At 70.6% G+C, this 26,462-nt stretch carries 22 protein-coding genes and 3 pseudogenes; 5 read left to right on the top strand and 20 right to left on the bottom strand.

Going from position 1 to position 26,462, the window contains the following annotated elements:
* Positions 1–168: 168 nt before the first annotated feature.
* From holA to IBL26_RS05235, 5 genes are all read right to left on the bottom strand, one after another.
* Positions 169–1,206: a DNA polymerase III subunit delta gene (gene holA / locus IBL26_RS05255; RefSeq protein WP_187783414.1), complete on the bottom strand. Its 1,038-nt coding sequence runs from the start codon at positions 1,204–1,206 to the stop codon at positions 169–171.
* A 4-nt stretch (positions 1,207–1,210) separates the two neighbouring features.
* On the bottom strand, positions 1,211–1,738 hold the full coding sequence (gene lptE, locus IBL26_RS05250; protein ID WP_187783413.1) for an LPS assembly lipoprotein LptE: 528 nt from the start codon (positions 1,736–1,738) through the stop codon (positions 1,211–1,213).
* A 7-nt stretch (positions 1,739–1,745) separates the two neighbouring features.
* On the bottom strand, positions 1,746–4,373 hold the full coding sequence (gene leuS, locus IBL26_RS05245) for a leucine--tRNA ligase (RefSeq protein ID WP_194443510.1): 2,628 nt from the start codon (positions 4,371–4,373) through the stop codon (positions 1,746–1,748).
* A gap of 219 nt (positions 4,374–4,592) precedes the next feature.
* Positions 4,593–5,111: a DUF3576 domain-containing protein gene (locus IBL26_RS05240; RefSeq protein WP_187783411.1), complete on the bottom strand. Its 519-nt coding sequence runs from the start codon at positions 5,109–5,111 to the stop codon at positions 4,593–4,595.
* 101 nt (positions 5,112–5,212) lie between these two features.
* Positions 5,213–6,445 carry a porin gene (locus tag IBL26_RS05235; RefSeq protein WP_187783410.1) on the bottom strand — a complete coding sequence of 411 codons (1,233 nt, stop codon included), beginning with the start codon at positions 6,443–6,445 and terminating at the stop codon, positions 5,213–5,215.
* A 270-nt stretch (positions 6,446–6,715) separates the two neighbouring features.
* Here IBL26_RS05235 and IBL26_RS05230 point away from each other — a divergent pair, with 270 nt between their 5' ends.
* On the top strand, positions 6,716–7,393 hold the full coding sequence (locus IBL26_RS05230; RefSeq protein WP_187783512.1) for a YggS family pyridoxal phosphate-dependent enzyme: 678 nt from the start codon (positions 6,716–6,718) through the stop codon (positions 7,391–7,393).
* Positions 7,394–8,179: 786 nt separating this feature from the next.
* Here the strand turns inward: IBL26_RS05230 and ccmI are convergent.
* Genes ccmI through IBL26_RS05195 form a run of 7 tightly spaced genes read right to left on the bottom strand, consistent with a single transcriptional unit; the run spans position 8,180 to position 13,537 of the window.
* Positions 8,180–8,974 carry a c-type cytochrome biogenesis protein CcmI gene (gene ccmI, locus IBL26_RS05225; RefSeq protein ID WP_187783409.1) on the bottom strand — a complete coding sequence of 265 codons (795 nt, stop codon included), beginning with the start codon at positions 8,972–8,974 and terminating at the stop codon, positions 8,180–8,182.
* Positions 8,971–9,450: a cytochrome c-type biogenesis protein gene (locus IBL26_RS05220; protein WP_187783408.1), complete on the bottom strand. Its 480-nt coding sequence runs from the start codon at positions 9,448–9,450 to the stop codon at positions 8,971–8,973. Before IBL26_RS05220 ends, ccmI begins: the two co-directional genes overlap by 4 nt.
* Positions 9,450–10,076 (bottom strand): DsbE family thiol:disulfide interchange protein, encoded by a 627-nt coding sequence (locus tag IBL26_RS05215; RefSeq protein WP_241749039.1) that lies wholly within the window; start codon positions 10,074–10,076, stop codon positions 9,450–9,452. The genes IBL26_RS05220 and IBL26_RS05215 overlap by 1 nt, the downstream gene beginning before the upstream one ends.
* Positions 10,073–12,043 carry a heme lyase CcmF/NrfE family subunit gene (locus IBL26_RS05210; protein ID WP_187783407.1) on the bottom strand — a complete coding sequence of 657 codons (1,971 nt, stop codon included), beginning with the start codon at positions 12,041–12,043 and terminating at the stop codon, positions 10,073–10,075. Before IBL26_RS05210 ends, IBL26_RS05215 begins: the two co-directional genes overlap by 4 nt.
* Positions 12,040–12,573, bottom strand: coding sequence for a cytochrome c maturation protein CcmE (ccmE, locus tag IBL26_RS05205; protein ID WP_187783406.1), 534 nt, complete (start codon positions 12,571–12,573; stop codon positions 12,040–12,042). The genes IBL26_RS05210 and ccmE overlap by 4 nt, the downstream gene beginning before the upstream one ends.
* Positions 12,570–12,776: a hypothetical protein gene (locus tag IBL26_RS05200; protein WP_187783405.1), complete on the bottom strand. Its 207-nt coding sequence runs from the start codon at positions 12,774–12,776 to the stop codon at positions 12,570–12,572. The genes ccmE and IBL26_RS05200 overlap by 4 nt, the downstream gene beginning before the upstream one ends.
* Positions 12,773–13,537 (bottom strand): heme ABC transporter permease, encoded by a 765-nt coding sequence (locus tag IBL26_RS05195; RefSeq protein WP_367615372.1) that lies wholly within the window; start codon positions 13,535–13,537, stop codon positions 12,773–12,775. The genes IBL26_RS05200 and IBL26_RS05195 overlap by 4 nt, the downstream gene beginning before the upstream one ends.
* A 228-nt stretch (positions 13,538–13,765) precedes the next feature.
* On the opposite strand from IBL26_RS05195, the gene IBL26_RS05190 reads away from it, so the two are divergent.
* The 3 genes from IBL26_RS05190 to IBL26_RS05180 are packed head-to-tail and all read left to right on the top strand — an operon-like array spanning position 13,766 to position 14,829.
* Positions 13,766–14,059: a YciI family protein gene (locus IBL26_RS05190; protein ID WP_187783403.1), complete on the top strand. Its 294-nt coding sequence runs from the start codon at positions 13,766–13,768 to the stop codon at positions 14,057–14,059.
* Between the two features lie 6 nt (positions 14,060–14,065).
* The gene (locus IBL26_RS05185; RefSeq protein ID WP_187783402.1) at positions 14,066–14,488 is read left to right on the top strand and encodes an EVE domain-containing protein; all 423 of its coding nucleotides are present in this window, start codon (positions 14,066–14,068) and stop codon (positions 14,486–14,488) included.
* Complete coding sequence (locus tag IBL26_RS05180; RefSeq protein WP_187783401.1) at positions 14,485–14,829, top strand: Rieske (2Fe-2S) protein; 345 nt, start codon at positions 14,485–14,487, stop codon at positions 14,827–14,829. The genes IBL26_RS05185 and IBL26_RS05180 overlap by 4 nt, the downstream gene beginning before the upstream one ends.
* Positions 14,830–15,456: 627 nt before the next feature.
* Here the strand turns inward: IBL26_RS05180 and IBL26_RS05175 are convergent.
* The 5 genes from IBL26_RS05175 to cobA form a co-directional block, all read right to left on the bottom strand.
* The gene (locus IBL26_RS05175; RefSeq protein WP_408901894.1) at positions 15,457–17,925 is read right to left on the bottom strand and encodes a glycogen/starch/alpha-glucan phosphorylase; all 2,469 of its coding nucleotides are present in this window, start codon (positions 17,923–17,925) and stop codon (positions 15,457–15,459) included.
* A 652-nt stretch (positions 17,926–18,577) separates the two neighbouring features.
* The gene (cobS, locus tag IBL26_RS05170) at positions 18,578–19,342 is read right to left on the bottom strand and encodes an adenosylcobinamide-GDP ribazoletransferase (protein WP_187783399.1); all 765 of its coding nucleotides are present in this window, start codon (positions 19,340–19,342) and stop codon (positions 18,578–18,580) included.
* Positions 19,335–20,372 carry a nicotinate-nucleotide--dimethylbenzimidazole phosphoribosyltransferase gene (gene cobT, locus IBL26_RS05165; RefSeq protein ID WP_187783398.1) on the bottom strand — a complete coding sequence of 346 codons (1,038 nt, stop codon included), beginning with the start codon at positions 20,370–20,372 and terminating at the stop codon, positions 19,335–19,337. Before cobT ends, cobS begins: the two co-directional genes overlap by 8 nt.
* A gap of 344 nt (positions 20,373–20,716) precedes the next feature.
* A complete protein-coding gene (locus IBL26_RS05160) occupies positions 20,717–22,030 on the bottom strand; it encodes a cobyrinate a,c-diamide synthase (RefSeq protein ID WP_187783397.1) in 1,314 nt (437 codons plus the stop codon).
* Between the two features lie 349 nt (positions 22,031–22,379).
* A complete protein-coding gene (gene cobA, locus IBL26_RS05155; RefSeq protein ID WP_187783396.1) occupies positions 22,380–23,207 on the bottom strand; it encodes a uroporphyrinogen-III C-methyltransferase in 828 nt (275 codons plus the stop codon).
* A gap of 11 nt (positions 23,208–23,218) precedes the next feature.
* On the opposite strand from cobA, the pseudogene IBL26_RS05150 reads away from it, so the two are divergent.
* Positions 23,219–24,328, top strand: a pseudogene (locus IBL26_RS05150) (cobalt-precorrin-5B (C(1))-methyltransferase); the annotation flags it as partial.
* 218 nt (positions 24,329–24,546) lie between these two features.
* Here IBL26_RS05150 and cobM read toward each other — a convergent pair.
* From cobM to IBL26_RS05135, 3 genes and pseudogenes are all read right to left on the bottom strand, one after another.
* A pseudogene (gene cobM / locus IBL26_RS05145) lies at positions 24,547–25,296 on the bottom strand (precorrin-4 C(11)-methyltransferase); the annotation flags it as partial.
* Complete coding sequence (locus IBL26_RS05140; RefSeq protein ID WP_241749038.1) at positions 25,293–25,649, bottom strand: cobalamin biosynthesis protein; 357 nt, start codon at positions 25,647–25,649, stop codon at positions 25,293–25,295. The pseudogene cobM and the gene IBL26_RS05140, both read right to left, overlap by 4 nt.
* Before the next feature lie 478 nt (positions 25,650–26,127).
* Positions 26,128–26,462, bottom strand: a pseudogene (locus IBL26_RS05135) (bifunctional cobalt-precorrin-7 (C(5))-methyltransferase/cobalt-precorrin-6B (C(15))-methyltransferase); the annotation flags it as partial.

Raw genomic sequence — 26,462 nt, 5'->3', positions numbered from 1 at the left:
GCGCCAAACTCGAAGAAAAAAAGAAGGGGCCTGGGGAATTCATTCCCCAGCCTTCCTGCCCTTCAGCTCCTGCGAGCCCCCACCATCCCGAACCACGTCGTGGCAGGACAGGCCCCTTCCCAGCCGATGTTTCATGCCCCCAGGAGAAACCCACGGGGCACGTCTCCATCACCCCCGCCGGCGGGCCGCGAAGGCCTGGCGAGCCAGGGTCAGGACAGCGGCACGGGCGATGGCCTGGTCCGGGATCGGCCGGGCGGCGGAGCTGGATTTGGTGCGCTTTTCAGCTTCCAGCAACGCATCGCCGGCGGCGGCCAGGGAACTGGGGTTCCAGCAGCGCAGGGCGCGTTCGAAACCCGGCTTGTGGCGGAAGAATACGGGCGGCCGCAGGCCTTCCAGAGCCGCGCCTGGGGGAGCACCGGCGGCCATGGCGAGGGAGGCGAGGTGGAGGCGCTGGATGTGCCGGAGCGCGGCACGCACGACCATGACGGGGTGGGCCCCCTCGCCCAGTGCCACGTCCAAAGCGCGGTCGGCCACCGAGATCTCGCCGGCCGTGGCGGCGATCAAGGCCTCGTCCAGGTCGAGGGTGGAGCCGTCGCCGATGCAGGCCAGCACGTCTTCCTCGCCCAGCGTGCCGCCTTCGCCGACATAAAGGGCGAGCTTCTCGACCTCGCGCCGCAGCAGCATGCGGTCTTCGCCCAGGCGGCCGGCCAGCCATTCCAGCGCGGACGGCTCGGCGCTGACGCCTTGCTCCCGCAGCAGGCTGGCAATGGTCCCCGCCAGCTCCGCGCCACGCTCGCGGTAGCAGGCGATCACGGCGGCCTGTGGGTGGCTCTCCAGCAACGCGCGCAGCTTGGCGCGAGATGGTAGTTCACCGGCCTCCAGCACCAGCAGCGTGTCTCCTGGGGCATTCAGGGCGTCCTTGACCCCGGCGGTCAGGCCGTCCGTGGCATCGCGGACGCGAACCATGCGGCGGCCGCCCGTCAGTGCCAGGGCGGACATCTCGCCGGAGAGGGCGCCGGGCTTGGAGGCGGCGTCCCGTGGCAGATCGGCGTAGCGGAAGGGGTCGTCGCCGCCGACCACAGCCTGTTGCAGGGCGTCCGCGCGCTCGCGGATCAGCCCGGCATCCTCGCCATGCAGCAGGACGGCACGGGTCGGGCCGGGGTCCTTCAGGAAGGCAGCGACCCGGCGGGCATCCAGCTTGGCCACTGGTTCAGCCCGTAGGCTGTTCCTGCAGGCGCACCGCCAGCCGGGTGACGATGTCCTCGGCCAGCTGGTCGATGAGGCGGGAGATCATCGCCTCGCGCGAGGCGTCGCCGGCGAAGAACTGGTTGTCCGGGATGTTGGAGGCGTCCATCGCCCGCTCGGACCCCGTCAGCACCATGCGGGGGGGCGCCTCCTTGGTGGCGAGGTACCAGTTGGCCGTGGCGTTGTAGCGGATGCGCGTCGGCAGGCCGTCGGTGCGGTAGCCCTCCGGCTCGGCCGCCAACTGCAGGCCAAGCGTCAGGGTGTAGCGGGGCGAGGACTGCCCGCCGGCCCACAGCCGTTCCCGCAGCGCCCGGCGCAGTAGCTGGCCGCTGCGCTCGGGGATGATGGCGACGTCGATGGCGCCCAGTTCGGCCGCGACCGAGCTATTGGCGCCGAGGGCACCGCGCTGCCCGTAGAGCGGGCGGAACCCGCAGCCGGACAGGCCGAGCAGCCCCAGCGTGCCAAGCCCGAGCAGGCCACGGCGGCGGGTCATGGCGCGATCAGACGACAAAGTTGACGATACGTCCCGGGACATGGATGCGCTTCCTGATCGGGCGCCCGGCGATGGCGCGCTGCACATTCTCATCCGCTTCCGCCAGGGCGAATACGGTGGCTTCATCGGTGCCGATGGGCACGGCCAGGGTGGACCGCAGCTTGCCCAGCACCTGCACCGCCAGCGTCACGCTGTCGGCGGCGGCGAGGGAGGCGTCGGATTCCGGCCAGGCCAACTGTGCCACCAGGGTCTTCTCGTCCGGCCGCAGCAGGGACCACATTTCCTCCGCCAGATGCGGCATCATGGGGCCGACCAGCCGCGCCATGGTCTCCAGCGCCTCCCGCCGCGCCGCGCCGTCCTCGGCGCCGGCGGCCTCGATGGCATTGGCGAACTCATGGATGCGCGCGACGGCGACGTTGAAGGCGAACGTCTCCAGAGCCTCGGTCACCGCCGCGATGGTGCGGTGGGTGACGCGGCGCAGGTCCCGCCCCACACCCTCCGCCGGCATGGTGCCAGGCACCGGCAGGCTGCCGACGGCACCCGCCGTGGTGCGGTACAGGCGCTGGGAGAAGCGGGCGGCACCGGATGCGCCGGCCTCGGTCCACTCCATGTCCCGGTCGGGCGGGTTGTCGGAGAGGATGAACCAGCGGGCGGTATCCGCGCCGTAGCGGTCGATGATGCTGCCGGGGTCGATCGTGTTGCGCTTCGACTTGGACATCTTGTCGTTGCGGGAGATGGTCACGGAGAGGCCCGTAGCCGTCTCCACGGCGCCGCCATCGGCGGTCGGCTCCACCTCGTCCGGTGCCAGCCAGCGGCCGTCCTGGGACTTGTAGGAGGCGTGCTGGACCATGCCCTGGGTGAACAGCCCGGCGAAGGGTTCCGGCGTCTTCAGGTGGCCCATGGAAGCGAGGCCGCGGGTGAAGAAGCGGGAATACAGCAGGTGCAGGATCGCGTGCTCGATACCGCCGATATACTGGTCCACCGGCAGCCAGGCATTGGCGGCGGCGGGCACCACCGGCGTCTCGGCCTTGGGCGAGGTGAAGCGGGCGAAGTACCAGGACGAATCGACGAAGGTGTCGAAGGTATCGGTCTCGCGGCGGGCCGGCTTGCCGCAGCCGGGGCAGGCCACGTGCTTCCAGGTCGGGTGGTTGTCCAGCGGGTTGCCGGGCTTGGAGAAGTCCACGTCCTCCGGCAGCACCACCGGCAACTGGTCCTGCGGCACCGGCACGGCGCCGCAATCGTCGCAGTGGATGACCGGGATCGGGCAGCCCCAGTAGCGCTGGCGGGAGACGCCCCAGTCGCGCAGGCGCCAGTTCACCACGCCCTGGCCGGCCCCCTGGGCCTCCAGCGCATCGATGGCGGCGCGCTTGCCGTCGGCCGTGCCCTTGCCGTCCAGGAAATCGGAGTTGAACAGCGTACCGTCATCGGTGAAGGCGGTGTCGCCGATGGCGAAGCTGGCCGGGTCGGCGCCGGGCGGCAGCACCACGGGCGGCACCGGCAGGTCGTATTTGCGGGCGAAATCCAGGTCGCGCTGGTCACCGCTCGGGCAGCCGAAGATGGCGCCGGTGCCGTATTCCATCAGTACGAAATTGGCGATCCAGACCGGGTAGGTCTGGCCGTTGAACGGGTGCTTCACCCGGATGCCGGTGTCGATGCCGCGCTTCTCGGCCTGCTCGATCGCGGCCTCGGACGTGCCGAGGCTGCGGACCTCGGTGATGAACTCGGCGATCCTGGGGTTGCGCGCAGCCGCGGCGGCGGCCAGCGGATGCTCGGCGGCCACGGCCAGGAAGGACATGCCGAACAGCGTGTCCGGCCGGGTGGTGAACACCTCCACCTGCGTCAGGCCATCGACCGGGGTTTCCAGGTCGAAGCGCACGCGCGCGCCCTCGCTGCGGCCGATCCAGTTGGCCTGCATCAGGCGCACGCGTTCCGGCCAGCGGTCCAGCGTGTCCAGCCCGGCCAGCAGCTCCGGCGCGAACTTGGTGATGCTCAGGAACCACTGGGAGAGCTTCTTCTTCTCCACCAGCGCACCGGAGCGCCAGCCGCGGCCATCGATCACCTGCTCATTGGCCAGCACGGTATTGTCCACCGGGTCCCAGTTGACCCAGCTTTCCTTACGTTCGGCCAGCCCGGCCTTCATGAACTCCAGGAACAGCTTCTGCTGCTGGCCGTAATAGGAGGGGTCGCAGGTCGCGAATTCCCGCTCCCATTCCAGGGAGAGGCCCATGCGCTGAAGCTCGGCCCGCATGGTGGCGATGTTCTGGTAGGTCCACTTCGCCGGGTGCACGCCGCGCTCGCGCGCCGCGTTTTCCGCCGGCAGGCCGAAGGCGTCCCACCCCATCGGGTGCATCACCTGGTGGCCGCGTGCCCGCTTGTACCGGGCCACCACGTCGCCCAACGTGTAGTTCCGCACATGCCCCATATGGATCTTGCCAGACGGGTACGGGAACATTTCAAGAACATAGTATTTTGGCTTGCTGCCATCCGGCACGTCCGGCGCGCGGAAGCAGCCCTGGGTGTTCCAGGCGGACTGCCAACGCGGCTCGGCCTGCGCGAAGTCGTAGCGCGCAGGCTCTGGGCGCGCAGGCTCGGGGCGGGTGTTCTCGGAGCGGTTGGCGGTCACGGCGTCGTTCATGAAAGCGGGCGATCGATCTGTTCGGGGGACGTCGATAAGTGGCGTCCGTGCTGGGCGGATGCCAGATATGGCATAGGATTTCAGCGCGGCTAAGGGAAGGGCCAGACGTCGCGCCCCTGCCCCGCTTGATGGGGCGGAAGGGGCCTGCGGCCGGGGTTCCTGGCCTGCCTGTGCCCCCGGAAGCGGGTGGCCGGGGCCATGAAGGCCCCGGCTGTCGCCTCAGCGGCCGGCGGACTGGCTGCGCAGCTCCCGCGCGCGGGAGAGGACCTGGTTCTCCAGCTCCGTCGCCGTGCCCGGCGCCGCCGCGGCATCGACCCAGGCGCCGCCCTGGCGGACCTGGCGGAACACCGTGACGCGCACGCCGTCCGAACGCAGCTGGCGGCCCAGGATGTAGGCCGTGGCGCGGAAGCGCTCATCCGGTGCGGAGGGAGGCGCGTACCAGTCGGTGATGATGACGCCGCCGAACGGATCGGCCGACGACAGCGGCAGGAAGGACAGCGTGTCCAGCGTGGCGCGCCAGAGATAGGCGTTGACGCCCAGCCCGCCTTCCTGATTCCCACCGCCTTGCGGGGTGGTGCGGTCGGTACCGAATATCAGGATGCCGTCGCTGTTACCCAACCGCCCCGAGACGCGGGAGCGGCGGCTATCATCGCCGTATTCATCGTTACCGACCGGACGGCTGTTGCCGCAGGCGGCGAGCAGAGGGAGGAGCAGCCCGAAGGCGAGGATTTTGCGCATGGCGGGCGCACGATAGGCGGGCCACTGATCCAATCAAGCGCAAAAAAAGAAAGGGCGGCAGGTTCCCCTGCCGCCCTTGTCGTTTTCAGACCCGGAAGGGATCAGAAAGCGATGCGCACGCCCGTCAGGAACACGTCGGAGCCGACGTTGTTGTTCGCGCGGCCGGCGGCACCGTTGATGAAGTCGAAGCCGGCTTCCTTGCGGTCGATGTTGATGTACTCGGCCACAACCTGCAGGCCCGGGGCCAGGGTGTAGTTCGCACCAACCGACCAGACGCGGTCACGACGGCCGGCACCGACAGTCTGGTTACCAGCGCTGTTGATGATGAAGCCGTTGGCACCGACGGTCAGGGCCTGCCAGGTGTAGGACAGACCGAGGGTGTACTGCTCCATGTCACGATCGTCGACGATGGCGCCGCCGCTGCGGGCGATCGGCGCGTAGCCGCCGTTGGACGAACCGCGGGTGTAGTTGGCACCCAGCAGGAAGCCGTAGGCGCTCAGGTTCACGCCGGCCTGGCCAGCGCTGACCTGCTTGCCGGACTGGCCGGTGCTGTTGGTGACGACGTCGGAACCGACATAGCCAACCATCGCCTGGACGCCGACGCCGCCGAAGGAACCGCGGTAACGCAGGGCGACCTGACGCTCATTGCGCATGCGCAGGACGCCACCGGGGGTGGAGCCGGTGCGGTCGCAGGCAGCGCTGACGCTTTCGCAGCCGGAGTCTTCACCTTCGCCGTTGTTGAAGGCGAAGCTGGCGCCGAAGTCGAAGCCGAAGAACTGCGGGGAGGTGTAGATGACCTTGGAGCTGTCGGCCAGCGCGCCACCGGCCACATAACCCGGACGCTGGTTGGCGCCGATGATGTAGTCGTACACGTCGCCGTCGAAGCCGCCGGTGCCGAAGGAGGTGTTGAAGCCGGTCACCATGGCGCCGAGCACCACGCCGTCTTCGTCACCCATGCGCAGCTGGCCGAGGGTCGGGTAGGCAACCCAGACATACTGCTCATCGATGTCCAGGCTGGTCTTGGTGGCCGTCGTCGCCGTCGCCTGGCGGTTCTGGTCTTCCTGGATTTCGATGGTCGCGCCGTAGGTCAGGCCGTTCGCGGCCTTGCCGGTCACGATCACGTGCACTTCGGCGTCGGACGCGAAGTCAGACTTGCCCGTGCTGGTGCCGGCAGCGGCGCCAACGCCGTTGGCGCCGGACTGGTCGACGAACGCATAGTTGAAACGGAAATAACCGCCAACGCGAACCGTCGGAGCTTCCTGAGCGGAAGCCACACCCGGACCGAACAGGGCAGCAGCGGCGACCGCAGTGGTCGCCAGCAGAATCTTGCGCATCCCAATAACCTCCTCACGCGCCGGCGCGTACCGGCTGTTCCCGCGGCCCCGTCTGCCCCCCTCGGCAGACTTGATCCCGTTACCCGAAGGCATCGAGCAGGGCCCGGGGCGGACTATGGTTCAGTGATGAGATTTTGAGCAATGGTTCGTAAGCCTCTAACGCGACTTCAACGAGACACTGTGGCGCCAGAGACACAGCGCCCCCCTGGCCACGATGTCACACCCACCCAGCTTGAGCCGGAGCAGCGCCGCGCCTACCGTCCGCAGGCCATGACCTCCATCCTCGAATCCCTGCGCCGCATCCAGGACCGGATCGCCAGCGCCTGTGCCGTCGCCGGGCGAGACCCGGCCAGCGTCACCCTCGTCGCCGTCTCCAAGACCCATCCGGTCGAGTCGGTCGCCGAAGCCTTGGCCGCCGGTCACCATGTCTTCGGTGAAAACCGGGTGCAGGAGGCGGAAGAGAAGTTCCCCCTCCTGCGCCCGTCCCACCCCGATCTGCGCCTGCACCTGATCGGCGCGTTACAGACCAACAAGGCGCGGCAGGCCGTGCGGGTGGCCGATATCATCGAAAGCCTGGACCGCCCCAAGTTGGCCGCCGCCCTGGCCGAGGCCAGCCAGAAGGAAGGCCGCCGCCCCCGGCTGCTCATCCAGGTGAATATCGGCCGCGAACCGCAGAAAGCCGGCATCGACCCCGACGCGGTGGACGACTTCCTCGGCCTCTGCCGCGAGACCCATGGCCTGGATGTGCAAGGCCTGATGTGCATCCCACCGGCCGAGGGCGACCCCGCCCCCCACTTCCGCGCCATGGCCGCCATGGCCGCCCGACTCGGGCTGGACACCCTGTCCATGGGCATGAGCGGGGATTTCGAGACCGCGATCGCCGAGGGCGCCACCCATGTGCGGGTCGGCACCGCGATCTTCGGGCACAGGCCCTATCCGGCCGGGTGACGGAGGCGCGGGCGTTTCTGGCCTGAAGGCTGGGGGCGCCGCCCCCAGGCCCCCGCCGGGGTTGGAAAGTCCACCCCGGACCCCGCCGTCAGTTTTCGAGGTGCGGGGTTTGGCTTGGGCGGCACTTATGAATGTCTGTGCGGCTTGATGGACGAGGCGTTCGCGGTCGGATTATTGGCTTCGGCTCATTTCGAGACCCAGGACACTCTTTAGAAGCGCCGCTTGGTCGCGATGCTCTTCTTCCGCCACGCGTATCGCCAGCTTTCTCATGTCACCGCATGGGGGCGCTAGTGCCAAACTAGTGGCCACGCCGTAGGACAGATCGACATTCGGCTGGACAGGCAGGCCGGGGAAGGAATTCCCCGGACCCCATCTTTTTTCTGCGAGTCTTTCTGGCGTGGATGTGGCGGCGTCAGCTTTTCCGGGGCCCGGACCCGCCGGAGGCTATTGGTTCAGTTCGGATGGTCCGTGTTCTTTGTCACGGCCGCACCTGAGGCTGAGTCCCACGCCAACTGACAGAAAAAAGATGGGGTCTCAGGGGAATTCCTTCCCCTGACCTTCCCCTTCCACACTGAACCGAACGTCGATCAGCCCTTGCACCAGAGTGACCGAGACGCATCCGTGAGATGAGGTTTATGACATCCAAAACCGGCTTCGCCGGCTAAGCCCGCAGCCACCGCCCCGGCCCGAGGCCAAACCCCACCTGACAACAGCCACCCGGCAAAACTCGCAAAAGAGGATGGGGTCCGGGGGAGTCCCTTCCCGGCTTCACCCCACCCGTCCCGCTCACGGCAGCCCTTGCAGTTCCCGCTCCAGCAGCGCGCGCCACGGTGCATCCGCCGGCGAATCCGCCAGCAGGGCCTGCCAGACGGAGCGGGCATTCTGCGGCCGCCCGGCGCGGGCTTCCAGCAGGCCGGAAAGGTAGCGCAGGCGCGGGTCTGCGGGCGCCTGCCGCAGGGCTTCCACCAGAAGGCCGGAAGCGGCGTTGGTATCGCCGCGCTGGATGTGCAGTTCCACCAGCTCGGCGGCGATGCCGGGGTCCGGGCGGATGACCAGGACGCGGGCGAACGCCTCGACGGCGGCGTCCAGCCGGCCACGGGCGCGCTCGGCATTGCCCAGCAGCAGCCAGCCCTGCCGGGCGCCCTCACTCTGCGGCGGAGTCATGGCCAGGCGGGCCCGCAGCTGATCCAGTAGCGCGTCGTCCCGCGCGGCGGCGGCGGCGCGCTCCACATAGGGGGCGGCCGGCACGTCCGGCGCGCCGTGCCATATATAAAGGCCGAGGCCGAGGGCCGGGATCAGGAAAAGCCCGGCCGCCAGTGTCGCCGCACCCCGCCCGGCGCGCGGGCTGGCTTCCTGGGTGGGCGCGGCCAGCAGGCGGCGCTGTACCTCGGTGCGGGCTGCGGCGAAGGCGGGCTCGTCCAGCCGGCCGGCCTCGCGCTCACGCTCCAGCTCCGCCAACTGGGCGCGGTACAGGGCGAGGTCGGCATCGTGGCGGCCTTTGGCGCGCGGCGGGCGCAGCAGAGTCAGCCCGAGCGGCGCCAGGGCCAGCGCCGCCAGCGCCAGGAACAACAGCCAGATCATCGGGCGGAATCATCCTCCAGCGCGGCGAGGCGCGCCTGTTCCGCCGGGGTCAGCGGGGCGGGGGCGGCGGCCGGCAGGGCACGGCGGCGGCGCAGCAGCAGGAAGATGGCGGCCAGCCCGCCGCCGAGCGCGATGAAGGGCGCCCCCCACAGCGCGGCCGTGGCCAGGGTGAAGGGCGGCCGCAGCAGCACGAAGTCGCCGTAGCGGTCATGCACGTAAGCGACGACCTGGGCGTTGCTCTCACCGGCGGCCACGCGTTCCCGCACGATGCGGCGCAGGTCCCGCGCCAGGTCGGCCTCGCTCTCCTCGATCGACTGGTTCTGGCAGACCATGCAGCGCAGCTCGTGGCCGATGTCGCGCGCGCGCTGCTCCTGCACCGGGTCCCGCAACATTTCGGACGGCAGGCCCACGGCCAGGGCCCCGCCACCCAGGATGGGGCCTGCCAGCAGGCACAGCGTCAAAGCAAGGCGGCGCATCAGGCGTGGCGCTTCAGCAGCGGGCGGATGTCCTGTTCCAGCACCTCCGGCGTCACCGGCCCGGCCCAGCGCCAGCGGATGATGCCGCCGCGATCCAGCAGGTAGGTTTCCGGCACGCCGTAGACGCCCCAGTCGATCGCCACGCGGCCCGGCTCATCCCGGCCCAGCCGGGCGAACGGGTTACCATGGCGGGTCAGGAAGGTGGCGGCGTCGGCCGGCTTGTCCTTGTAGTTGATGCCCAGCACCTTCACGCCTTCGCGGGAGAGCTGCATCAGTTGGGGGTGCTCGATGATGCAGGGCACGCACCAGCTGGCCCAGAAATTCACCAGCACCGGGCCGGGCAGGGCCGCCAGGTCAGTGTTGGCGAAGGCGGGCAGGCCGGCGGCTTCCAGCGGCGGCAGCGCGAAGGGCGGCGCGGCGCGGCCGACCAGGGCGGAGGGCACGCCGCGCGGGTCGTAGGTGCCGGTGCCCATGCCGCGCAGCATGGCGTAGAAGCCGGCGCCACCCGCCACGGCCAGGCCCAGCGGCGCCAGCATCAGCGCACGGCGGCGGCCAAGTCCGGGCGCGGAAGCCGGCCCGGGCTCAGGCGTCCCGGCCTTGGGCGTGGTGTCGGGGATATCGCTCATGCCGGGGCTCCCGCCGCGCCGGTGGCCCGCTTGGCGCCGGGGGCGGAAACCCGCACGCGCCGGTCGCTCAAGGAGATGCCGCCGCCCAGCGCCATGAAGGCGGCGCCCAGCCAGATCCAGGGCGCCATCGGGTTGTGGTGGATGCGCAGCACGGCGCGGCCGCCCTCCTCCTCCCCCAGCACCAGGTACAGGTCGGAGAGCCAGGTGGTGTGGATGGCGGCCTCGGTGGTGGTCATGCGCGCTAGGGCGAAGAAGCGGCGCTCCGGGTGCATGATGGTGACGGTGGCGCCATCGCGCCGCACCGTCACGGTGGCGCGGCGCGCGGTCCAGTTGGGGCCAACCACGTCGCCCACCTGGTCCAGCCGCCATTCATAGCCGGCCAGGGTGGTGGAGCCGCCTGGGGCCAACGCCACCAGCTTGTCGGTCGCCAGGCCCATGCCGGCCATGCCGGCGATGGAGACGCCCAGCCCGGCATGCGCCATGGCCGCGCCCCAGGCCGCACGCGGCAACCCGCGGGCGCGGGAGAGCGCGGCGGAGGGCCGGCGGAACAGCGCGATCCGGTCGATGATATCGGCGGCGGCACCGGCGATCAGCCAGGCGGCGGCGCCGAAGCCCAGTGCCGGGCCGATACGCGCCCCGGCCAGGAAGAAGCACAGCGCCAGCGCGGCACCGGCGAGCAGTGCCGCCCACCACAGCCGCTGCAGCACCGGCCACAGCTTCGCGCGTTTCCACGGCAGCAGGGGGCCGGCGGCCATGGCCAGCACCAGCGGCACGGCCAGCGGCAGGATGGCGGTGTTGAAGAAGGGCGGGCCGACGGAGATCTTCTGCTGGAACAGCAGGTCGGCGAACATCGGCCACAGCGTGCCGGTCAGCACCACCGCCGCCATCGAGCACAGCAGCAGGTTGTTCAGCACCAGCCCGCCCTCACGGGAGAGCGGGGCGAACACGCCGGTCGGCGCCATGGACGGCGCCCGCCACGCGAACAGCGCGAAGGCGCCGCCGATATAGATGGCCAGCAGCACCAGGATGAAGACGCCCCGCTCCGGGTCATTGGCAAAGGCGTGCACCGAATTCAGCACGCCCGAGCGCACGAGGAAGGTGCCGAGCAGAGAAAGAGCAAAAGCCAGCAGCGCCAGCAGCACCGTCCAGACCTTCAGCGCCTCCCGCTTCTCCACCACGATGGCGGAGTGCAGCAGCGCCGTGCCAGCCAGCCAGGGGAGCAGAGACGCGTTCTCCACCGGGTCCCAGAACCAGTAGCCACCCCAGCCCAGCTCGTAATAGGCCCACCAGGAACCGAGGGCGATGCCGAGGGTCAGGAAGGCCCAGGCCGCCAGCGCCCACGGGCGCACCCAGCGGCCCCAGGCGGCATCTACGCGGCCTTCCAGCAGCGCCGCCACGGCGAAGGCGAAGGTGACGGCAAAGCCGACATAGCCGAGGTAGAGCAGCGGAGGATGGAAGGCGAGGCCGGGGTCCTGCAACACCGGGTTCAGCCCGTTGCCGTCGGCCGGCGGCGGCCAGACGCGGTTGAAGGGGTTGGACGTGGCCAGGATGAAGGCCAGGAACCCCACCGCCACCAGCCCCAGCACGCCCAGCACCCGCGCCTGCAATGCGCTGGGCAGCCGGCGGCCGAACGCCGCCACCGCCCCGCCGCACAGCGCCAGGATCAGCACCCACAGGACCATCGAGCCCTCGTGGTTCCCCCAGGAGCCCGCCAGCTTGTAGAGCATCGGCTTGGCCGAATGGCTGTTCTGCACCACCCCGGCCACCGAGGTGTCGTTCACCGCGAAAACGTAGAGCAGCGCCCCGAAGGCCGCCAGGCAGGCCAGCAGCATGCCGAGCGCCAGCGGTGCGCCGGACGCCATCAGCCGCGCGTCACCGCGCGCGGCGCCCCACAGCGGCAACACGGATTGCGCCAGCGCCAGCGCCATGGCTAGCGCCAGCGCGAAATGCCCGAGTTCCGCGATCATCCGCCTTGCCCTGTACTGGCCGCCGGGTTTCCCCCGGTGCTCATCGTGTTCCAGGAGCCCGCCGGCGGCGGCGCGCCGCGCTCCGGCTCCCAATGGCCGGTGCGCTTCAGCGCGGCGGCCACTTCCGGCGGCATGTAGGTCTCGTCATGCCGGGCCAGCACCTCGCTGGCGCGGAACATGCCGTCGGTACCCAGCTTGCCGAGCGTCACCACCCCCTGCCCCTCGCGGAACAGGTCCGGCAACACGCCCACATAGGTCACCGGCACCGTGGCCGGGCCGTCGGTCACGCGGAAGCGGGCTTCCGGGCGGCCATCGGCATTGACGCTCTTCTCCACGCTGCCGGCCTCGACCAGCCCGCCCAGGCGGAAGGCGCGCTCCGGCCCCGGGTGCTGGGCGGCGATCTCGCTGGGCGCCAGGAAGAACACCAGGTTGTCCTGGAACGCTGTCATCACCAGCGCCGTGGCACTGCCGAGGCCGATCAGCCCCAGCGCCAGCGCCCACATGCGGCGCTTCTTGCGGGAGAGGCTCATCCTTGCAGTTCCTTGGCTCTCGGCAATCCGTCCCCTGCGGGGAGCCCCCTGGCCGTGGCATCCCGGCCTCCGGCACGCGGGTCCAGCAGCGCCAGCCGGCGTTTGGCCGCTGCAAGACGCTGCAGGGACAGCAGCAGCATCGCGCCGAAGCCCAGCCCGGCCAGGCCCCAGGCGGCCGTCACATACCACCAGTGCAGGGTCATGCCGCCACCGCGTCCTGCCGCCGTGCCTGGGCAAGCTGCAGCTGGCGGATGCGCTTCTCCATCACCGCCGCGCGGGTGCGCGTCAGCACCAGCGCCGCGAAGAGCAGGCTGAATCCCACCGCGCAGACCAGCAGCGGGTAGAGGATATCCACATGCAGGCTCGGCCCGCCCAGCCGCGCCACCGAGGCCGGCTGATGCAGCGTATTGAAGAAATCGACCGAGAACTTCACCACCGGCACATTGATGGCGCCGATGACGGCCAGGATGGCGCCGGCACGCGCACCGCGTTCCTCATCATCGAAGGCGCGCACCAGGGCGGCGTGGCCGACCCACAGGAAGAACAGCACCAGCACGCTGGTCAGCCGCGCATCCCACACCCACCAGGTGCCCCACATCGGCCGCCCCCACAGGCTGCCGGTGGCCAGGCACAGCGCCGTCACCGCGGCGCCGACCGGGGAAATCTCCCGCGCGAAAAGGTCCGCCAGCGGGTGGCGCCAGATCAGCGCGGTGGCGGAAGCGGCGGCCAGCGCCACGTACCCAGCCATGGAGAGCCAGGCCATCGGCACATGGACGTACATGATCCGCACCGTCTCCCCCTGCTGCCAGTCAGGTGGGGAGAACACCAGTGCCCAGGGCACGCCCACCGCCAGCAGCAGCGCCGCCGCCGCCCATAGCCAGGGCGAGACGCGGGCCGAGAGGCGCAGGAACCGGCCGGGATTGGCGAAGCGGTGCAGGCCGCCCCCGGAAGGGCGCCCCCCCACGGGACGATTCTCCGGCGGGCGATTCGCGGCCGGAACCGTCTGGGGCGCCACGGGGCGGGTGGCGGGGGAGGCTGGGGGCGTGCTCACGCGCGGAAACTAGTCCAGTTCGGGGTGGGGCGGGAACCGGCCACCTCGTAACCCCGTGTTGCACCGGGCGCGCCACACCATTGAAGGGCGCCCGAATGAGAGGTAGGTCGGAACCACCCACAAGGGAAGGAACGCGGCCCCATGATCTTCTCCGTCACCTCGCTCGACAAGCCCAACGCCCTGGAACTGCGCCTGGCCACCCGGCCCAGCCATATCGAGTACCTGGACAGCCAGGTCGAGGCGATCATCATCGGTGGCCCGCTGCTGGATGCCGACGGCAAGCCCTGCGGCAGCCAACTGCTGATCGAGGCCGCGGACGAGGCCGCCGCCGCCGCCTTCGCCGCCGCCGACCCCTATGCCAAGGCCGGGCTGTTCGCCAGCGTCACCATCAAGCCCTTCCGCATGGTGTTCAAGGACGGCGCGCGGGTCGGCTGAACCTCCATGGCCGTCTCCCACTGGCTGGTGAAGTCCGAGCCCGACGCCTTCTCCTGGCAACAACAGGTGGAGAACAAGGTCGAGCCCTGGACCGGCGTGCGCAACGCCCAGGCGGCGAAGTTCCTCCGCACCATGGCGGTGGGGGACCTGGCCTTCTTCTACCACTCCAATATCGGCAAGGAGATCGTCGGCGTGGTGGAGGTGGCGCGCGCCGCCTACCCCGACCCGACCGATGAGAGCGGCCGCTGGGTGTGCGTGGACATGCGCGCCGTCAGTCCCGTGCCGCAGCCGGTGACGCTGGCCACCATCAAGGCGACGCCGGAGCTGGCGGAGATCGGGCTGATCCGTCAGTCGCGCCTCTCCGTCATGCCGATCGCGCCCGAGCACTGGAAGCTGCTGTGCAAGATGGGCGGCTGGCGCAAGCCTTGAGCCGCCGCCCGCTCTGCCGGCTGGAGGATATCCCGGATGGGCAGGCGAAGGGGTTTTCCCCCGCCGCCGGCTTCGTCGGGCTGTTCGCCGTGCGGCAGGGCGGGCGGGTCTTCGCCTATGTGAACGCCTGCCCGCATATCGGCGTGGCGCTGGACATCATGCCGGACCGCTTCCTCAACCACCGCGGCACCGCCATCATCTGCGCCCTGCACGGCGCCAGCTTCCGCATCGAGGACGGCTTCTGCACCCAGGGCCCCTGCGCCGGCGACACCCTGGAAGCCGTGCCCGCCGAGGTGGACGAGGACGGCACGGTCTGGGTGCCGGAGGATGCGGGGGCGTGATGGCCCGCGGATGCGTGGGCAGTTGCTCGGGGCCAGAAAGGTCGGGGCCAGAAAGGTCGGGGCCAGAAAGGTCGGGGCCAGAAAGGTCGGGGCCAGAAAGGTCGGGGCCAGAAAGGTCGGGGCCAGAAAGGTCGGGGCCAGAAAGGTCGGGGCCAGAAAGGTCGGGGCCAGAAAGGTCGGGGCCAGAAAGGTCGGGGCCAGAAAGGTCGGGGGAATGAATTCCCCCGAACCCCCTTCTTTTTTCTGTCGGTTTTCTCGCTGGTGGCAGGCGCCAGCCTGCCTACGGCATTAGGAGACTGTTTTAGAAATCTGCCGGCTGAGGGCGCGGGCCGAATTCCGCGTGCCCGCACACAGTCGGCTTGCCGCCGACAAGGCTGGCTCATACAGGGCCGCCGCACCCACCTCAGCAGGCCTTTGAAACGGTCTCTGGTGGCGGGACATCCGGCGTGGCTGCTCATGCGGCGGCGTAAGGCCAATGACGACCGCGGGACGCCCGCGATGCCACCGCAGGCCATCACGTCTCCGCGCTGGCGGCCCTCCATGGCCAGCCGCGAAACGCCCGCCCCAAGGCCAAACCCGCAGAAAAAGATGGGGGCCCTGGGGGAATTCCTTCCCCCCAGCCTTCGCCTACCGCACCGGCAGATCCCAGATCTCATCCGCGTATTCCCGGATGGTGCGGTCGGAGGAGAACCACGCCACCCGGGCCGTGTTCATCACCGCGCTGCGCCACCACTCGGACGGCCGCTCCCACTTGCGGGCGACCAGGTGCTGGGCGGCGACGTAGCTGTCGAAATCGGCGGTGACGAGGAAGCTGTCATGCGCCAGCAGCCCCTCCACCAGCCCACGGTAGCGGTCCGGCTCCTCCGGCGAGAACACGCCGTCCGAGATCGCCCGCAGCACCTCCTGCAGGTCGTCCGAGCCCGCGACGGTGACGCGGGCATCGTAGCCATCCTGCCGCATGGCGACGGCCTGCGCCGCCTTCAGCCCGAAGATGAAGATGTTGTCGAGGCCGACCCGCTCGCTGATCTCGACATTGGCGCCATCCAGCGTGCCGATGGTCAGCGCACCGTTCAGGGCGAACTTCATGTTGCCGGTACCGGACGCCTCCAGCCCGGCGGTCGAGATCTGCTCGGACAGGTCGGCGGCCGGGATGATGCTCTCAGCCAGGGTGACGTTGTAGTTGGGCAGGAAGGCCACTTTCAGCAGCCCGCGCACCGTCGGGTCGCTGTTGATGACCTTGGAGACGTCGTTGGCCAGCCGGATGATCAGCTTGGCCTGGTGGTAGCTGGGCGCGGCCTTGCCGGCGAAGATCTTCACCCGGGGCGCCCAGTTGCCCATCGGCTGCGCCCGCATGGCGTTGTACAGCGCCACGGTCTGCAGGATGTTCAGCAGCTGCCGCTTGTATTCGTGGATGCGCTTGATCTGTACGTCGAACAACGCGGCCGGGTCCACCACGATGCCGGTGCGGTCCTGCACCACCTTGGCCAGGGCTTCCTTCGCCACGCGGCGCTGCTGCGCGAAGGCGGCCTGGAAGGACGCATCGCGCGCATGCGGCGCCAGGTCCTCCAGCCGCTCCGCATCGTCCAGCACGCGGGGGCCGATCGTGTCCACGATCAGCCGCGTCAGGCCGGGATTGGCCCGCATCAGCCAGCGGCGGAAGGTGATGCCGTTGGTCTTGTTGACGATGCGGCCGGGGCAGGCGCGGTCCAGCTCGGCGAAGACGGTGGTCTTCATCAACCCGGTATGCAGCGCCGAGACGCCGTTAACCTTGTGGGAGCCGACGAAGGCCAAGTGCCCCATCCGCACCCGCCGCCCATGCTGCTCATCGATCAGCGAGACGCTGGACAGCTGGCCATCGATCAACCCCTCCGCACGCGCCTGCTCCAGGTGGCGGGCATTGATCAGGTAGATGATCTGCATGTTCCGCGGCAGCATCCGCTCCATCAGCGCGACGGGCCAGCTCTCCAGCGCCTCCGGCATCAGGGTATGGTTGGTGTAGCTGAAGGTGGCGCGGGCAATGTCCCACGCCCGCTCCCACTCCATCCCGTGCAGGTCCACCAGCAGGCGCATCAATTCCGCCACGCCGATCGCGGGGTGGGTGTCGTTCAGCTGCACGGCGTTCTTCGCCGCCAGGGTGGCGATGTCCCCATCCATGCGCAGGTGCCGGCGGATCATGTCCTGCAGGGAGGCAGAGGCGAAGAAATACTCCTGCCGCAGCCGCAGCTCCTGCCCCGCCGGCGTGTCGTCACCCGGGTAGAGCACGCGGGAAATCGCCTCCGCCCGCACGCGGTCGGCCTGGGCGCCGATATGGTCGCCCTTGTTGAAGGCCTCCAGCTGCAGCGGGTCGGTCGCGCGGGCGGACCACAGGCGCAGCGTGTTCACCCACTGGCCGCGCCAGCCCACCACCGGCGTGTCGTAGGCAATGGCGCGCACCACCTCGCCCGGGTGCCATTCCATGGCGCCATCCGGCCCCTGCGTCACATGCCCGCCGAAGCCGATGTCGTAGAAGATGCCGGAGCGCTGGAACTCCCACGGATTGCCGAGGGAGAGCCAGTCCTCCGGCACCTCCCGCTGGCGGCCATCCTGGATCAACTGCCGGAACAGCCCGTTCTCGTACCGGATGCCGTAGCCGATGGCGGGGATGCCGATGCTGGCCATGCTTTCCATGAAGCAGGCCGCCAGCCGGCCAAGGCCGCCATTGCCCAGCGCCGCATCCGGCTCCTGCGCGAACACGTCCTCCAGGTCGACGCCGAGGCCCGCCAGGGCCTGCCGCATCGTCTCCGTCAGCCCCAGATTGCCCAGCGCATCGGACAGCAGCCGGCCGATGAGGAATTCCATGGAGAGGTAGCAGACGCGCCGGTGGCCCTGCGCCGCCGTCTCGTCATTCGCGGCGCGCCAGCGGTCGACGATCCGGTCCCGCGTGGCCAGGGTGGCGGCCTGGAACCAGTCCCGCGCATTCGCACGCTCCTCCCGCCCCGCGACCTGATAGACCAACTTGGCACGGATGGCCTGCCGCAACGCCTCCACCTCCGCCACGCTGGGCGTCGCGAGGAAGTCCGGCACGGAAGCATCCGGTGTGGCGATGTCGTCGGTCACGTCGCTATCCTTCCGATCTGACCCCAGGGGCCCGTCGGCATCTAGGCCTTCCCGGACCCCGGCTGTCCAGGGCGTGTTGCACGCAATGTAAATCATCGGCGATGGCGGTTGTGTGGCAGGGCCACCAGGGCGGCTGCGGGCGGGATGCTGATGCCTGGGGGCTGCCAGGGGATGAGATGTGGTGAAGGCCGGGGAAAGAATTCCCCGGACCCCTTCTTTTCTTTCTGCGCGTTTTGGGCGGCATGGGTGGAGAGGGTGCGCTGCGAACCGGCCGGGGTTACGCCTGGGAGCTATGGCTCCAGCGACGACGGTTCAGGACAGGTTGCCTTGAAGCATCATCTTGGCTTCGCCTCCCGATCTCGTTCGTCCATTGCAATCCGCGGACGATCGGAAGAAGCATATTCGTGACATCCCTATGCGACTGACAAGGTGACCTTCCGCGGCAGCGGGATGCCTCCCCATCAGACAAACAGGCGGCCGCTTTCCCGCTGGGGCATCCCCGAAATGGATTCCCAAAGGCCTCAGGCCTTTGGCGGGGAGAGTTTGTGAGGGGCAGCGCCCCTCTCAACTCACGCAGAACCAACCTCCAAGCCCCGAAGCCCGACCGCAACACAACGGGAAATCCCCCGACACAGGGGCGCGCAGCCGTGGGTCAGGACGCCGCCATGACCGTCAGCGCCACGCATTCCCCCGCTACCGCGCCGGCCCCCAGTACATCCCCCGTATGGCCACCGATCTGCCGCCGCGCGAGGCGCGACAATGCCAGCAGGACCAGCGCGGCGAGCAGCACCGCCGGCAGTGCCATCGCCGGGGGCAGGAACAGCAGCGCGGGCAGCACGGAAAGCGCCATTCCTGCCAGCAAGGGCACCCCACGCGGCTGGCCGAGGCCGGACGCCATGCCATCCCGCCGCGCCGGCGGCAGGAGGCGCAGCAGGCCAAGGATGACGCCCCGCCCGAGCGCCGCCGCAGCGCCGCAGGCGGCCACCAGCCCAAGGCTGGCGCCCCAGGTGGCCGGCAGCGCGGCCAGGGCGGTAGCACGCAGGCCCAGGGCCAGCACCAAGGCCAGCACGCCGTAGCTGCCGATGCGGCTGTCGCGCATGATCTCCAGCTTGCGGGCGGTGTCGCGGCCGCCGCCGAAGCCATCCGCCGTATCGGCCAGGCCGTCCTCGTGGAAGCCGCCGGTCAGCAGCAGCGTGCCGGCCAGGGACCACAGCGCCGCCAGCAGCGGCGGCAGGCCCAACCATAGCCCGGCGGCCAGGATGGCGCCGCCAAAGGCGCCGATGCCGAAGCCGACCAGCGGATAGGCCCAGACGGCCCCGGCGAAGCCGGCGGCATCCTGGTGCTGCGGCAGCCAGGCGGTGGGCAGGCGCGTCAGCAGGCCAAGGGCGGCGGCGACATCCGCCAGCAGGCTACGCATCCCGCCCCGCGACGCCGGCCTCGGCAAAGGTGGCCATGCCGGCGTGGCAGGCCAGTGCGGCGCGCAGGATCGGCACGGCCAGCGCGGCGCCCGAGGCCTCGCCCAGCCGCAGGCCGAGATCCAGCAACGGCACCATGCCCAAGCGGCCCGCCAGCGCCTTATGGCCATGCTCGGCCGAGGCATGGGCGATGAGGGCATGGTCCAGCCCCCCCTTGGCCAGCCGCGCCAGCGGTGCGGCGGCGGCGGTGCAGACAAAGCCATCCAGCAGCACCGGCACGCGGTGGCGCCGCGCGGCCAGGGTTGCGCCGAGGATGGCCGCCATCTCCCGCCCCCCCAGGCGACGGATGGCTTCCAGCGGGTCGCCCAGCGCGGCGCCGTGGAAGGCGATGGCGGCGTCGATCGCCTCCCGCTTGCGGCGCAGGCCGGCATCGTCGATGCCGGTGCCACGCCCGGCCCAGAAGGCGCCCAGGCTGGCGGCGCCATCGGCACCGAACAGCGCGGCGGCCAGGGCGGCGCCGGCCGTGGTGTTGCCGATGCCCATCTCCCCCAGGCACAGCAGGTCCAGCTCCGGCGCCACCGCATCGTGCCCGGCGTTGAAGGCGGCCATGAACTCCGCCTCGGTCATGGCGGGGCCGGTGCAGAGATCCGCGGTGGGGCGATCCAGCTCCAGCGGCACCACCCGCAGCGTGGCGCCCGCCACGGCGGCCAACTGGTTGATGGCCGCACCGCCCCGGGCGAAGTTCTCCACCATCTGCGCCGTCACCGCCTGCGGAAACGGCGAGACCCCGCGCGCCACCACGCCGTGGTTCCCGGCGAAGACCAGCACCGCCACCGTATCCAGCCGCGGAATCTCCCGCCCCTGCCAGCGGCCGAGCCAGCCCACCAGTGTCTCCAGCCGCCCGAGACTGCCGGCCGGCTTGGTCAGCTGCGCCTGGCGGGCGGCGATGGCAGCCTCCGCCGCGTCATCGCCGGGCAGCAGCGCGGCGCACAGGGCGCGGATGCCGTCCAGGCCGATCGGGGTATTGGTCATGGCCTGCCTTGTCCTGCTCGCGTGATGGGCCCGTGCGGGGCCGATGGAAGTTCGGGGAGGGAAGTAAGGCCGGGGAAAGAATTCCCCGGACCCCTTCTTTTTTCTTCGAGTTTGGCGGGGCGCTTCCAGGATGAGGGTGACTTAATGGTTTCAATAACAGGCCACGCGGGCTGAACCCTCGGTCGCCGGAGGTCCTCGATCTCCTGCGCGAACCAGCCGGGTTTCAATCCGGACCAGCCCCCTCAACATTCTCTTCGCCAGAAACCCGAAAAAGAAAAGAAGGGGTCCGGGGAATTCCTTCCCCGGCCTTCCTCGCCTGAACGTCGTCCCAGCCATCCCAGGCTTCAACCATCCTGCCGCGCGATGGCGTGGAAGAAGCTGCCCGACACCCGCCCGCGCTGGCCGCCACCGGGGGGCAGCGCGGTGCCGTTGGCGTCGGTCAAGTCGGCCAGCGGCGCGTCGGTTCCGGGGTCGGTCACGCTGGCATAGTGGAATTCATGGCCGCGCAGCACGGTGCCGGCGGCGCCCAGCGCGCCATCCGCCCGCAGCACCGCCTGGCGGTAGCCCAGATTCATCTTCCGCTTCGCGAAGCTGGTGGAATGGCCGAGCAGCCCGGCCATGGCATGGCGGGCACCGCCGGCATCCACCAGCCCTTTGCCCAGCACCATGAAGCCACCGCACTCGCCATGGATGCGGCCCGGGAAGTCGCGCAACCCGGCGAGGAAATGGGTGGCTGCCGCCAGCCGGCCGGCATGCAGTTCCGGGTAGCCGCCCGGCAGCCAGCAGGCGTCGCAGCCGGGGGGTGGTGGCGCATCCTCAAGCGGGGAGAAAGGGAAAAGCTCGGCCCCGGCCCGTCGCCAGCCTTCCAGCACATGGGGATAGACGAAGCCGAAGGCGGCGTCCGATGCCAGCGCCACGCGCTGCCCGGGTGGCGGCAGTGGCGAGGGCGTGCCTGCCGCCGCTGCGCCGGTACCCGCCAGCGGTGCTGCCAGGGCCTGGATGGCGTCCAGGTCCAGATGCGCCTCGGCCAAGTTTGCCAGCCTTTCCAGCAGCACGGGCAGGTCCGGCAATTCGCGGGCCTGCACCAGGCCCAGATGCCGCTCCGGCAAGGCGATGGTGGCATCGCGCGGCACGGCGCCCAGCACGGCCATGCCCATCGCCGCCATGGCGCCGGCGGCGCCGGCCCGGTGCCGCTCGCTGGCCAGCTGGTTCAGCACCACCCCCGCCACCCGCACGCCGGGGTGATGCGTGGCGAAGCCCCGCGCCACCGCCGCCGCCGATTGCGAATGGCCGGAGACATCCAGCACCAGCACCACCGGCAGCCTGAAGCGCGCCGCCAGGTCCGCGGCGCTGCCTTGCCGACCCGCGGTTTCGCCCGCGCCGTCGAACAGGCCCATCGAGGCCTCGATCACCTTCAGGCCCTCACCCGCCACCAAGGTCTCCAGCAAGGCGGGCGGCATGGCCCAACTATCCAGGTTGACGCTGGGATGCCCGGTGGCGGCGGCATGGAAGGCGGGGTCGATGTAATCGGGGCCGGATTTCGCCGCCCGCACCGCCACGCCCCGCCGCCGCAACGCCGCCAGCAGGGCGAGCGTCACCGTGGTCTTGCCGGAGCCGGAGCGCGGGGCGGCGATAATAAGCGCGCGCTGGGCGGTCATGGGCGCGGGGTTCCTGCGAACATTCCACTGTGCGACTGCATGGTTCGCGACGTGGCGCCTGCTTTTGCGCGGCTGAAGGCCAGGGGAGAATGAATTCTCCCCTGGAACCCCTCTTCTTTTATTTTTGCTCGTTTGGCTGCGCGCGTGGGCAGCGCTCGCACCTGCCCTGAGCGTTGCGGCCACGCCAAACACCGCAGAAAAAAGGAGGGGGCTTGGGGGAGTTCACTCCCCCAACCTTCCTGCTCATCACGTCCGAAGGCACCCCCACGCATGTCCGGCCCATCATGCCGGGCGGCCCCCGCATCACGTTGCCCAGGCGCCGAACATGCAGCTGGCAATAACCCTGCCCTCATGGCGCCAGCATCTCCCGCAAGGCTACCACCTGCCCGATCACCACGATGGCGGGGGAGCAGACGCCTTCCGACCGCGCGCGGCTTTCCAGCGTGGCCAAGCTGGCTTCCACCACGCGCTGCCCTGGCAGCGTGCCGGATTCCACCGTGGCGGCGGGGGTGGCGGGGTCCATGCCTGCCGCCAGAAGCGCGGCGACGATCGGCCCCAGGCGGCGCAGCGCCATGTACAGCACGATGGGTTGCCCCAGCCGTGCCAGCGCCGCCCAGTCCAGCCCGCCCTCGTCCGAGGCGGCGTGGCCGGTGGCCAGCACCACGGCGTGGTTGATGCCGCGCATGGTGGCGGGAATGCCGGCTGCCGCCAGCCCCGCCAGCCCGGCGGTGACGCCGGAGATGACGCGGAAGGGGATGCCGGCCTCGGCCAGGGCCAGGGCTTCCTCGCCGCCACGGCCGAACACATAGGGGTCGCCGCCCTTCAGCCGCACCACGCGGCGGCCCTGGCGGGCTAGAGCGATCAGCAGGGCGGTGATATCCGCCTGGGCGGAGGAAGGCCGGCCGCCGCGCTTGCCGGCGAACAGGCGCTCCGCCCCAGCCGGGGCGGCGGCCAGGATGCGGGCATCGACCAGATCGTCATGCACCACGGCATCGGCCTGGGCCAGGGCGGCCAGCGCATCCAGCGTCAGTTGCCCGGGGTGGCCGGGCCCGGCGCCGGCCAGCCAGACATGGCCGGGCAGCAGGCGGGGCGCCGGGCCGCCGGTCAGGCGCTCGAGCAAGGCGAGGGATTGGCTGGCCAGGGAGCCGGTGGCCAGCGAGTCGGTGGCGGCGGTCATGGCGGGGGTGTATGACAGGCGGCGTGGAGCAGGCCGAGACAGAACCGAACAGGCCCCCCAGCCAGCCTCTTCGCACGGGCTGGACCACGGGCGCCTGTGCCACCGCCGCCGCCAAGGCCGCCTGGGCCGCGCTGCTGACCGGCGAATTCCCCGACCCCGTCGAGATTCTGCTGCCCCGCGGCCAGCGCCCGGCCTTCGCCCTGGCCGAAAGCGCCCTGGCGCCCGGGCAGGCCATGGCCGCCATCGTCAAGGATGCGGGAGACGACCCGGACGTGACGCATGGCGCCCTGGTGCGCGCCTGGGTGCGGCACGGCGCCCCGGGCAGCGGCGTCACCTTCGCGGCGGGGCCGGGGGTGGGCACCATCACCCTGCCCGGCCTGCCGCTGCCGCCCGGCGAGCCCGCCATCAACCCCACGCCGCGCCAGATGATCCAGGACGCGCTGGCGGAGCTGTCCGGCCACGTGCCGGACGTGGCGGTGACCATCGGCATCGATGATGGGGAGGCGCTGGCGAAGCGCACCATGAACCCGCGCCTGGGCATCCTGGGCGGGCTGTCCGTGCTGGGCACCACGGGCATCGTGGTGCCCTATTCCTGCTCGGCCTGGATTCACTCCATCCATCGCGGCGTGGACGTGGCGCGCGGCACCGGCCTGGCGCATGTGGCGGGGGCCACCGGCGATGCCTCCGAACGCGCTGTCGCCCGGCTGCACGGTCTGCCGGAGCAGGCGCTGATCGACATGGGCGATTTCGTCGGCGGCATGCTGAAATACCTGCGCGCCCACCCGGTGCCGCGCGTCACCGTGGCGGGCGGCATCGCCAAGCTCACCAAGCTGGCGCAGGGGCGGCTGGACCTGCATTCCCGGCGCGGCACGGTGGACATGGCGGCGCTGGCCGCCCTGGCGCGGGAGCTGGGCGGGGATGACGGCGTGGCCGCGCGCATCGCCGCCGCCAACACCACGCCGGAAGCCTTCGCACATGCCGCCGCCGCCGGGCTGGCGCTGGGAAACGTGGTGGCCGAGCGCGCGCGCCAGGTGGCCGCCGCCGTGGTAGAAGGCAGCGGCATCGCCCTGGATATCGCGATCTTCGACCGGGATGGTGGGCTGATCGGTCACGCCGGCCCCCCTGCCCTCGCCGGGCCTTCCCGGCCCGGGCCGCGACCGGCCATGCCAGAGCCGTCTGTACCAGAACCGTCTGCGCCGGGGCCGTCCTTTCCGGTGTCGCCGTTGCCAGGGGCGCCTTCGTCCGGCGCGCCCGTACCGGACTTGCCCGCGCCAGAATCGGCCACGGCAGGATTAGCTCCGGCCACATCGGCATCGACCGCACCAGTGCCCGGCCCGGCACCACGGAACCTGCGGCGGTAATCGGCGCTGTAGAGCGCGCTGTCCGTCGCGCCTGCCTCATCCAGGCCAGGGCCGACCAGGATCAGCGCGGTGCGCTCCGCTGGCTCGGCAGCCAGTTTCACGGCGATGTCGGCCAGGGTGCCGCGCAGGATGCGCTCCTCCGGCCAGCTGGCGCGCACGACGATGGCGACGGGGCAGCCCGCGCCATAGAACGGCAGCAGCCGCGCCACGACATCCGCCAGCGCATGGATGGCCAGGTGGATGGCCAGCGTCGCGCCGGTGGCGGCGAAGCCCTCCAGCGCCTCCCCCGCCGGCATGGCGCTGGCGCGGCCGGAGATGCGCGTCAGCACCAGGGACTGCGCCACGCGCGGCACCGTCAGTTCCTGCCCCAGCGCGGCGGCGGCGGCGGCGAAGGACGGCACGCCGGGCGTGACGGTGTAGGGAATGCCGTGGCGCTTCAGCCGCCGCAGTTGCTCCCCCATCGCGGACCAGACGGAGAGGTCGCCGGAATGCAGCCGCGCCACGTCCTGCCCCGCCTGGTGGGCGCGCAGGAACTCGGCCTCGATCGCATCCAGGTCCAGCGGCGCGGTGTCCAGGATGCGGGCGCCAGGCGGGCAATGCGCCAGCAGGGCGCGCGGCACCAGGGAGCCCGCGAACAGGCAGACCGGGCAGGCCGCCAGCAGGTCCCGCCCCCGCAGGGTGATGAGGTCGGCGGCACCGGGCCCGGCGCCGATGAAGTGCACGGTCATGCGCTGCTTCCTGCCGCGACGGCGCACGTCACGCCAGCCCCATCGATGCGCGGCAACAGCAGGGACGCGCCCATGCCAGCCCCCGCCAGCGCACAGGCCTCCGCCACCGAGGCTAATCCGGTGGCCCGCAACGCCGCCGCGGATCGCGTGGGGCAGAGCGGCTGTACCGCCTCCAGCGCCGGGGCCTCCAGCCACAGCAGCTCCAGGCCAAGCCGTGCCGCCGCCTCGGCCAGCGAGGTCTCCCCCACCCGAAAGGCCGGTGCGGCCAGGTGCGTGAAGGCCGGCAGCCCCTGCCCGGCCCGCTTCAGCAAGGCCAGCACGGCCTCCGGCGCCACCCCGGGGCGGCAGCCCATTCCGGCGACGATCATGCGCGGCAAGGGGTGTGGAAGGGGAAGGCCGGGGAAGGAATTCCCCGGGCCCCTTCTTTCTTTTTTTCGAGTTTGGAGGGTGATGACGTCCTGTCGGACGCCGGGCCACAGGCCGGCGATAAGAGTTCCCTTGCGGCTGAGAGCTTCGCGCTGGCTGTTCTGATGCGAGAAGCTGTCCGAGAAGTCCGCTGGCGGAGAGTGCGGCTCCAATGGGCTTGGCTGGCGTGAAGTCGGCCAGACGCGACCGCATCTGGATATTGTCCAAGAGTCCTGTTGGCTGCGGGCATGTCTCCGGTGCGCCACGCTGGCGCAAAGCCGGCGACATGCGACCGTACCTGGCCAGGCTGGCGTAAAACGCCGAATGGCCACCACGCTGCCAGCGCAGGGCCCCCAACCGCCAAACTCGCAGACGGAAGATGGGGGCCCGGGGGAATTCCTTCCCCCGGCCTTCTTCCCGCCCCGCTCACGGCTTGCACGCCACCAGTTGCGTCACCGTCATCGACGGCCGGAAAGCGTGCCGGGTGCCGACCGCATCCAGCCGTTCCACCCCCAGCCGGGCCAGACGGGCGCCGAGGCGGGCATGGCTGGCCAGCAGCAGCGCCTCGGTCTCCACCGTCACGGCATTGGCCACCAGGCGGCCGCCGGGCTTCAGCGCGTCCCAGGCGGCGTCCAGCACCGCGGCATCGCAGCCGCCGCCGATGAACACGGCATCCGGCGCCGGCAGCGCCGCCAGCCCATCCGGCGCGCGCGCCTGCACCACGCGCAGCCCCGGCACGCCCAGCGCCAGCGCGTTGCGCG

The sequence above is a fragment of the Teichococcus aerophilus genome, assembly GCF_014490485.1.
Lineage (GTDB): Bacteria > Pseudomonadota > Alphaproteobacteria > Acetobacterales > Acetobacteraceae > Pseudoroseomonas > Pseudoroseomonas aerophila.
Note: the sequence above shows the minus strand (reverse complement) of the source record. Positions and strands in the feature narration are given on the sequence as shown.

Bases quoted from the DNA above. Each gene is read 5' to 3' on its own strand.
- IBL26_RS05185 (WP_187783402.1), top strand. From the start codon at position 14,066: ATGGCCGTCTCCCACTGGCTGGTGAAGTCCGAGCCCGACGCCTTCTCC.
- leuS (WP_194443510.1), bottom strand. From the start codon at position 4,373: ATGAACGACGCCGTGACCGCCAACCGCTCCGAGAACACCCGCCCCGAG.
- lptE (WP_187783413.1), bottom strand. From the start codon at position 1,738: ATGACCCGCCGCCGTGGCCTGCTCGGGCTTGGCACGCTGGGGCTGCTC.
- IBL26_RS05160 (WP_187783397.1), bottom strand. From the start codon at position 22,030: ATGACCGCCCAGCGCGCGCTTATTATCGCCGCCCCGCGCTCCGGCTCC.
- cobS (WP_187783399.1), bottom strand. From the start codon at position 19,342: ATGCGTAGCCTGCTGGCGGATGTCGCCGCCGCCCTTGGCCTGCTGACG.
- IBL26_RS05235 (WP_187783410.1), bottom strand. From the start codon at position 6,445: ATGCGCAAGATTCTGCTGGCGACCACTGCGGTCGCCGCTGCTGCCCTG.
- ccmI (WP_187783409.1), bottom strand. From the start codon at position 8,974: ATGATCTGGCTGTTGTTCCTGGCGCTGGCGGCGCTGGCCCTGGCGCCG.
- IBL26_RS05230 (WP_187783512.1), top strand. From the start codon at position 6,716: ATGACCTCCATCCTCGAATCCCTGCGCCGCATCCAGGACCGGATCGCC.
- IBL26_RS05210 (WP_187783407.1), bottom strand. From the start codon at position 12,043: ATGATCGCGGAACTCGGGCATTTCGCGCTGGCGCTAGCCATGGCGCTG.
- IBL26_RS05240 (WP_187783411.1), bottom strand. From the start codon at position 5,111: ATGCGCAAAATCCTCGCCTTCGGGCTGCTCCTCCCTCTGCTCGCCGCC.
- IBL26_RS05140 (WP_241749038.1), bottom strand. From the start codon at position 25,649: ATGGGCTGCCGCCCCGGGGTGGCGCCGGAGGCCGTGCTGGCCTTGCTG.
- cobA (WP_187783396.1), bottom strand. From the start codon at position 23,207: ATGACCGCCGCCACCGACTCGCTGGCCACCGGCTCCCTGGCCAGCCAA.
- cobT (WP_187783398.1), bottom strand. From the start codon at position 20,372: ATGACCAATACCCCGATCGGCCTGGACGGCATCCGCGCCCTGTGCGCC.
- ccmE (WP_187783406.1), bottom strand. From the start codon at position 12,573: ATGAGCCTCTCCCGCAAGAAGCGCCGCATGTGGGCGCTGGCGCTGGGG.
- IBL26_RS05220 (WP_187783408.1), bottom strand. From the start codon at position 9,450: ATGCGCCGCCTTGCTTTGACGCTGTGCCTGCTGGCAGGCCCCATCCTG.
- IBL26_RS05200 (WP_187783405.1), bottom strand. From the start codon at position 12,776: ATGACCCTGCACTGGTGGTATGTGACGGCCGCCTGGGGCCTGGCCGGG.
- IBL26_RS05190 (WP_187783403.1), top strand. From the start codon at position 13,766: ATGATCTTCTCCGTCACCTCGCTCGACAAGCCCAACGCCCTGGAACTG.
- IBL26_RS05215 (WP_241749039.1), bottom strand. From the start codon at position 10,076: ATGAGCGATATCCCCGACACCACGCCCAAGGCCGGGACGCCTGAGCCC.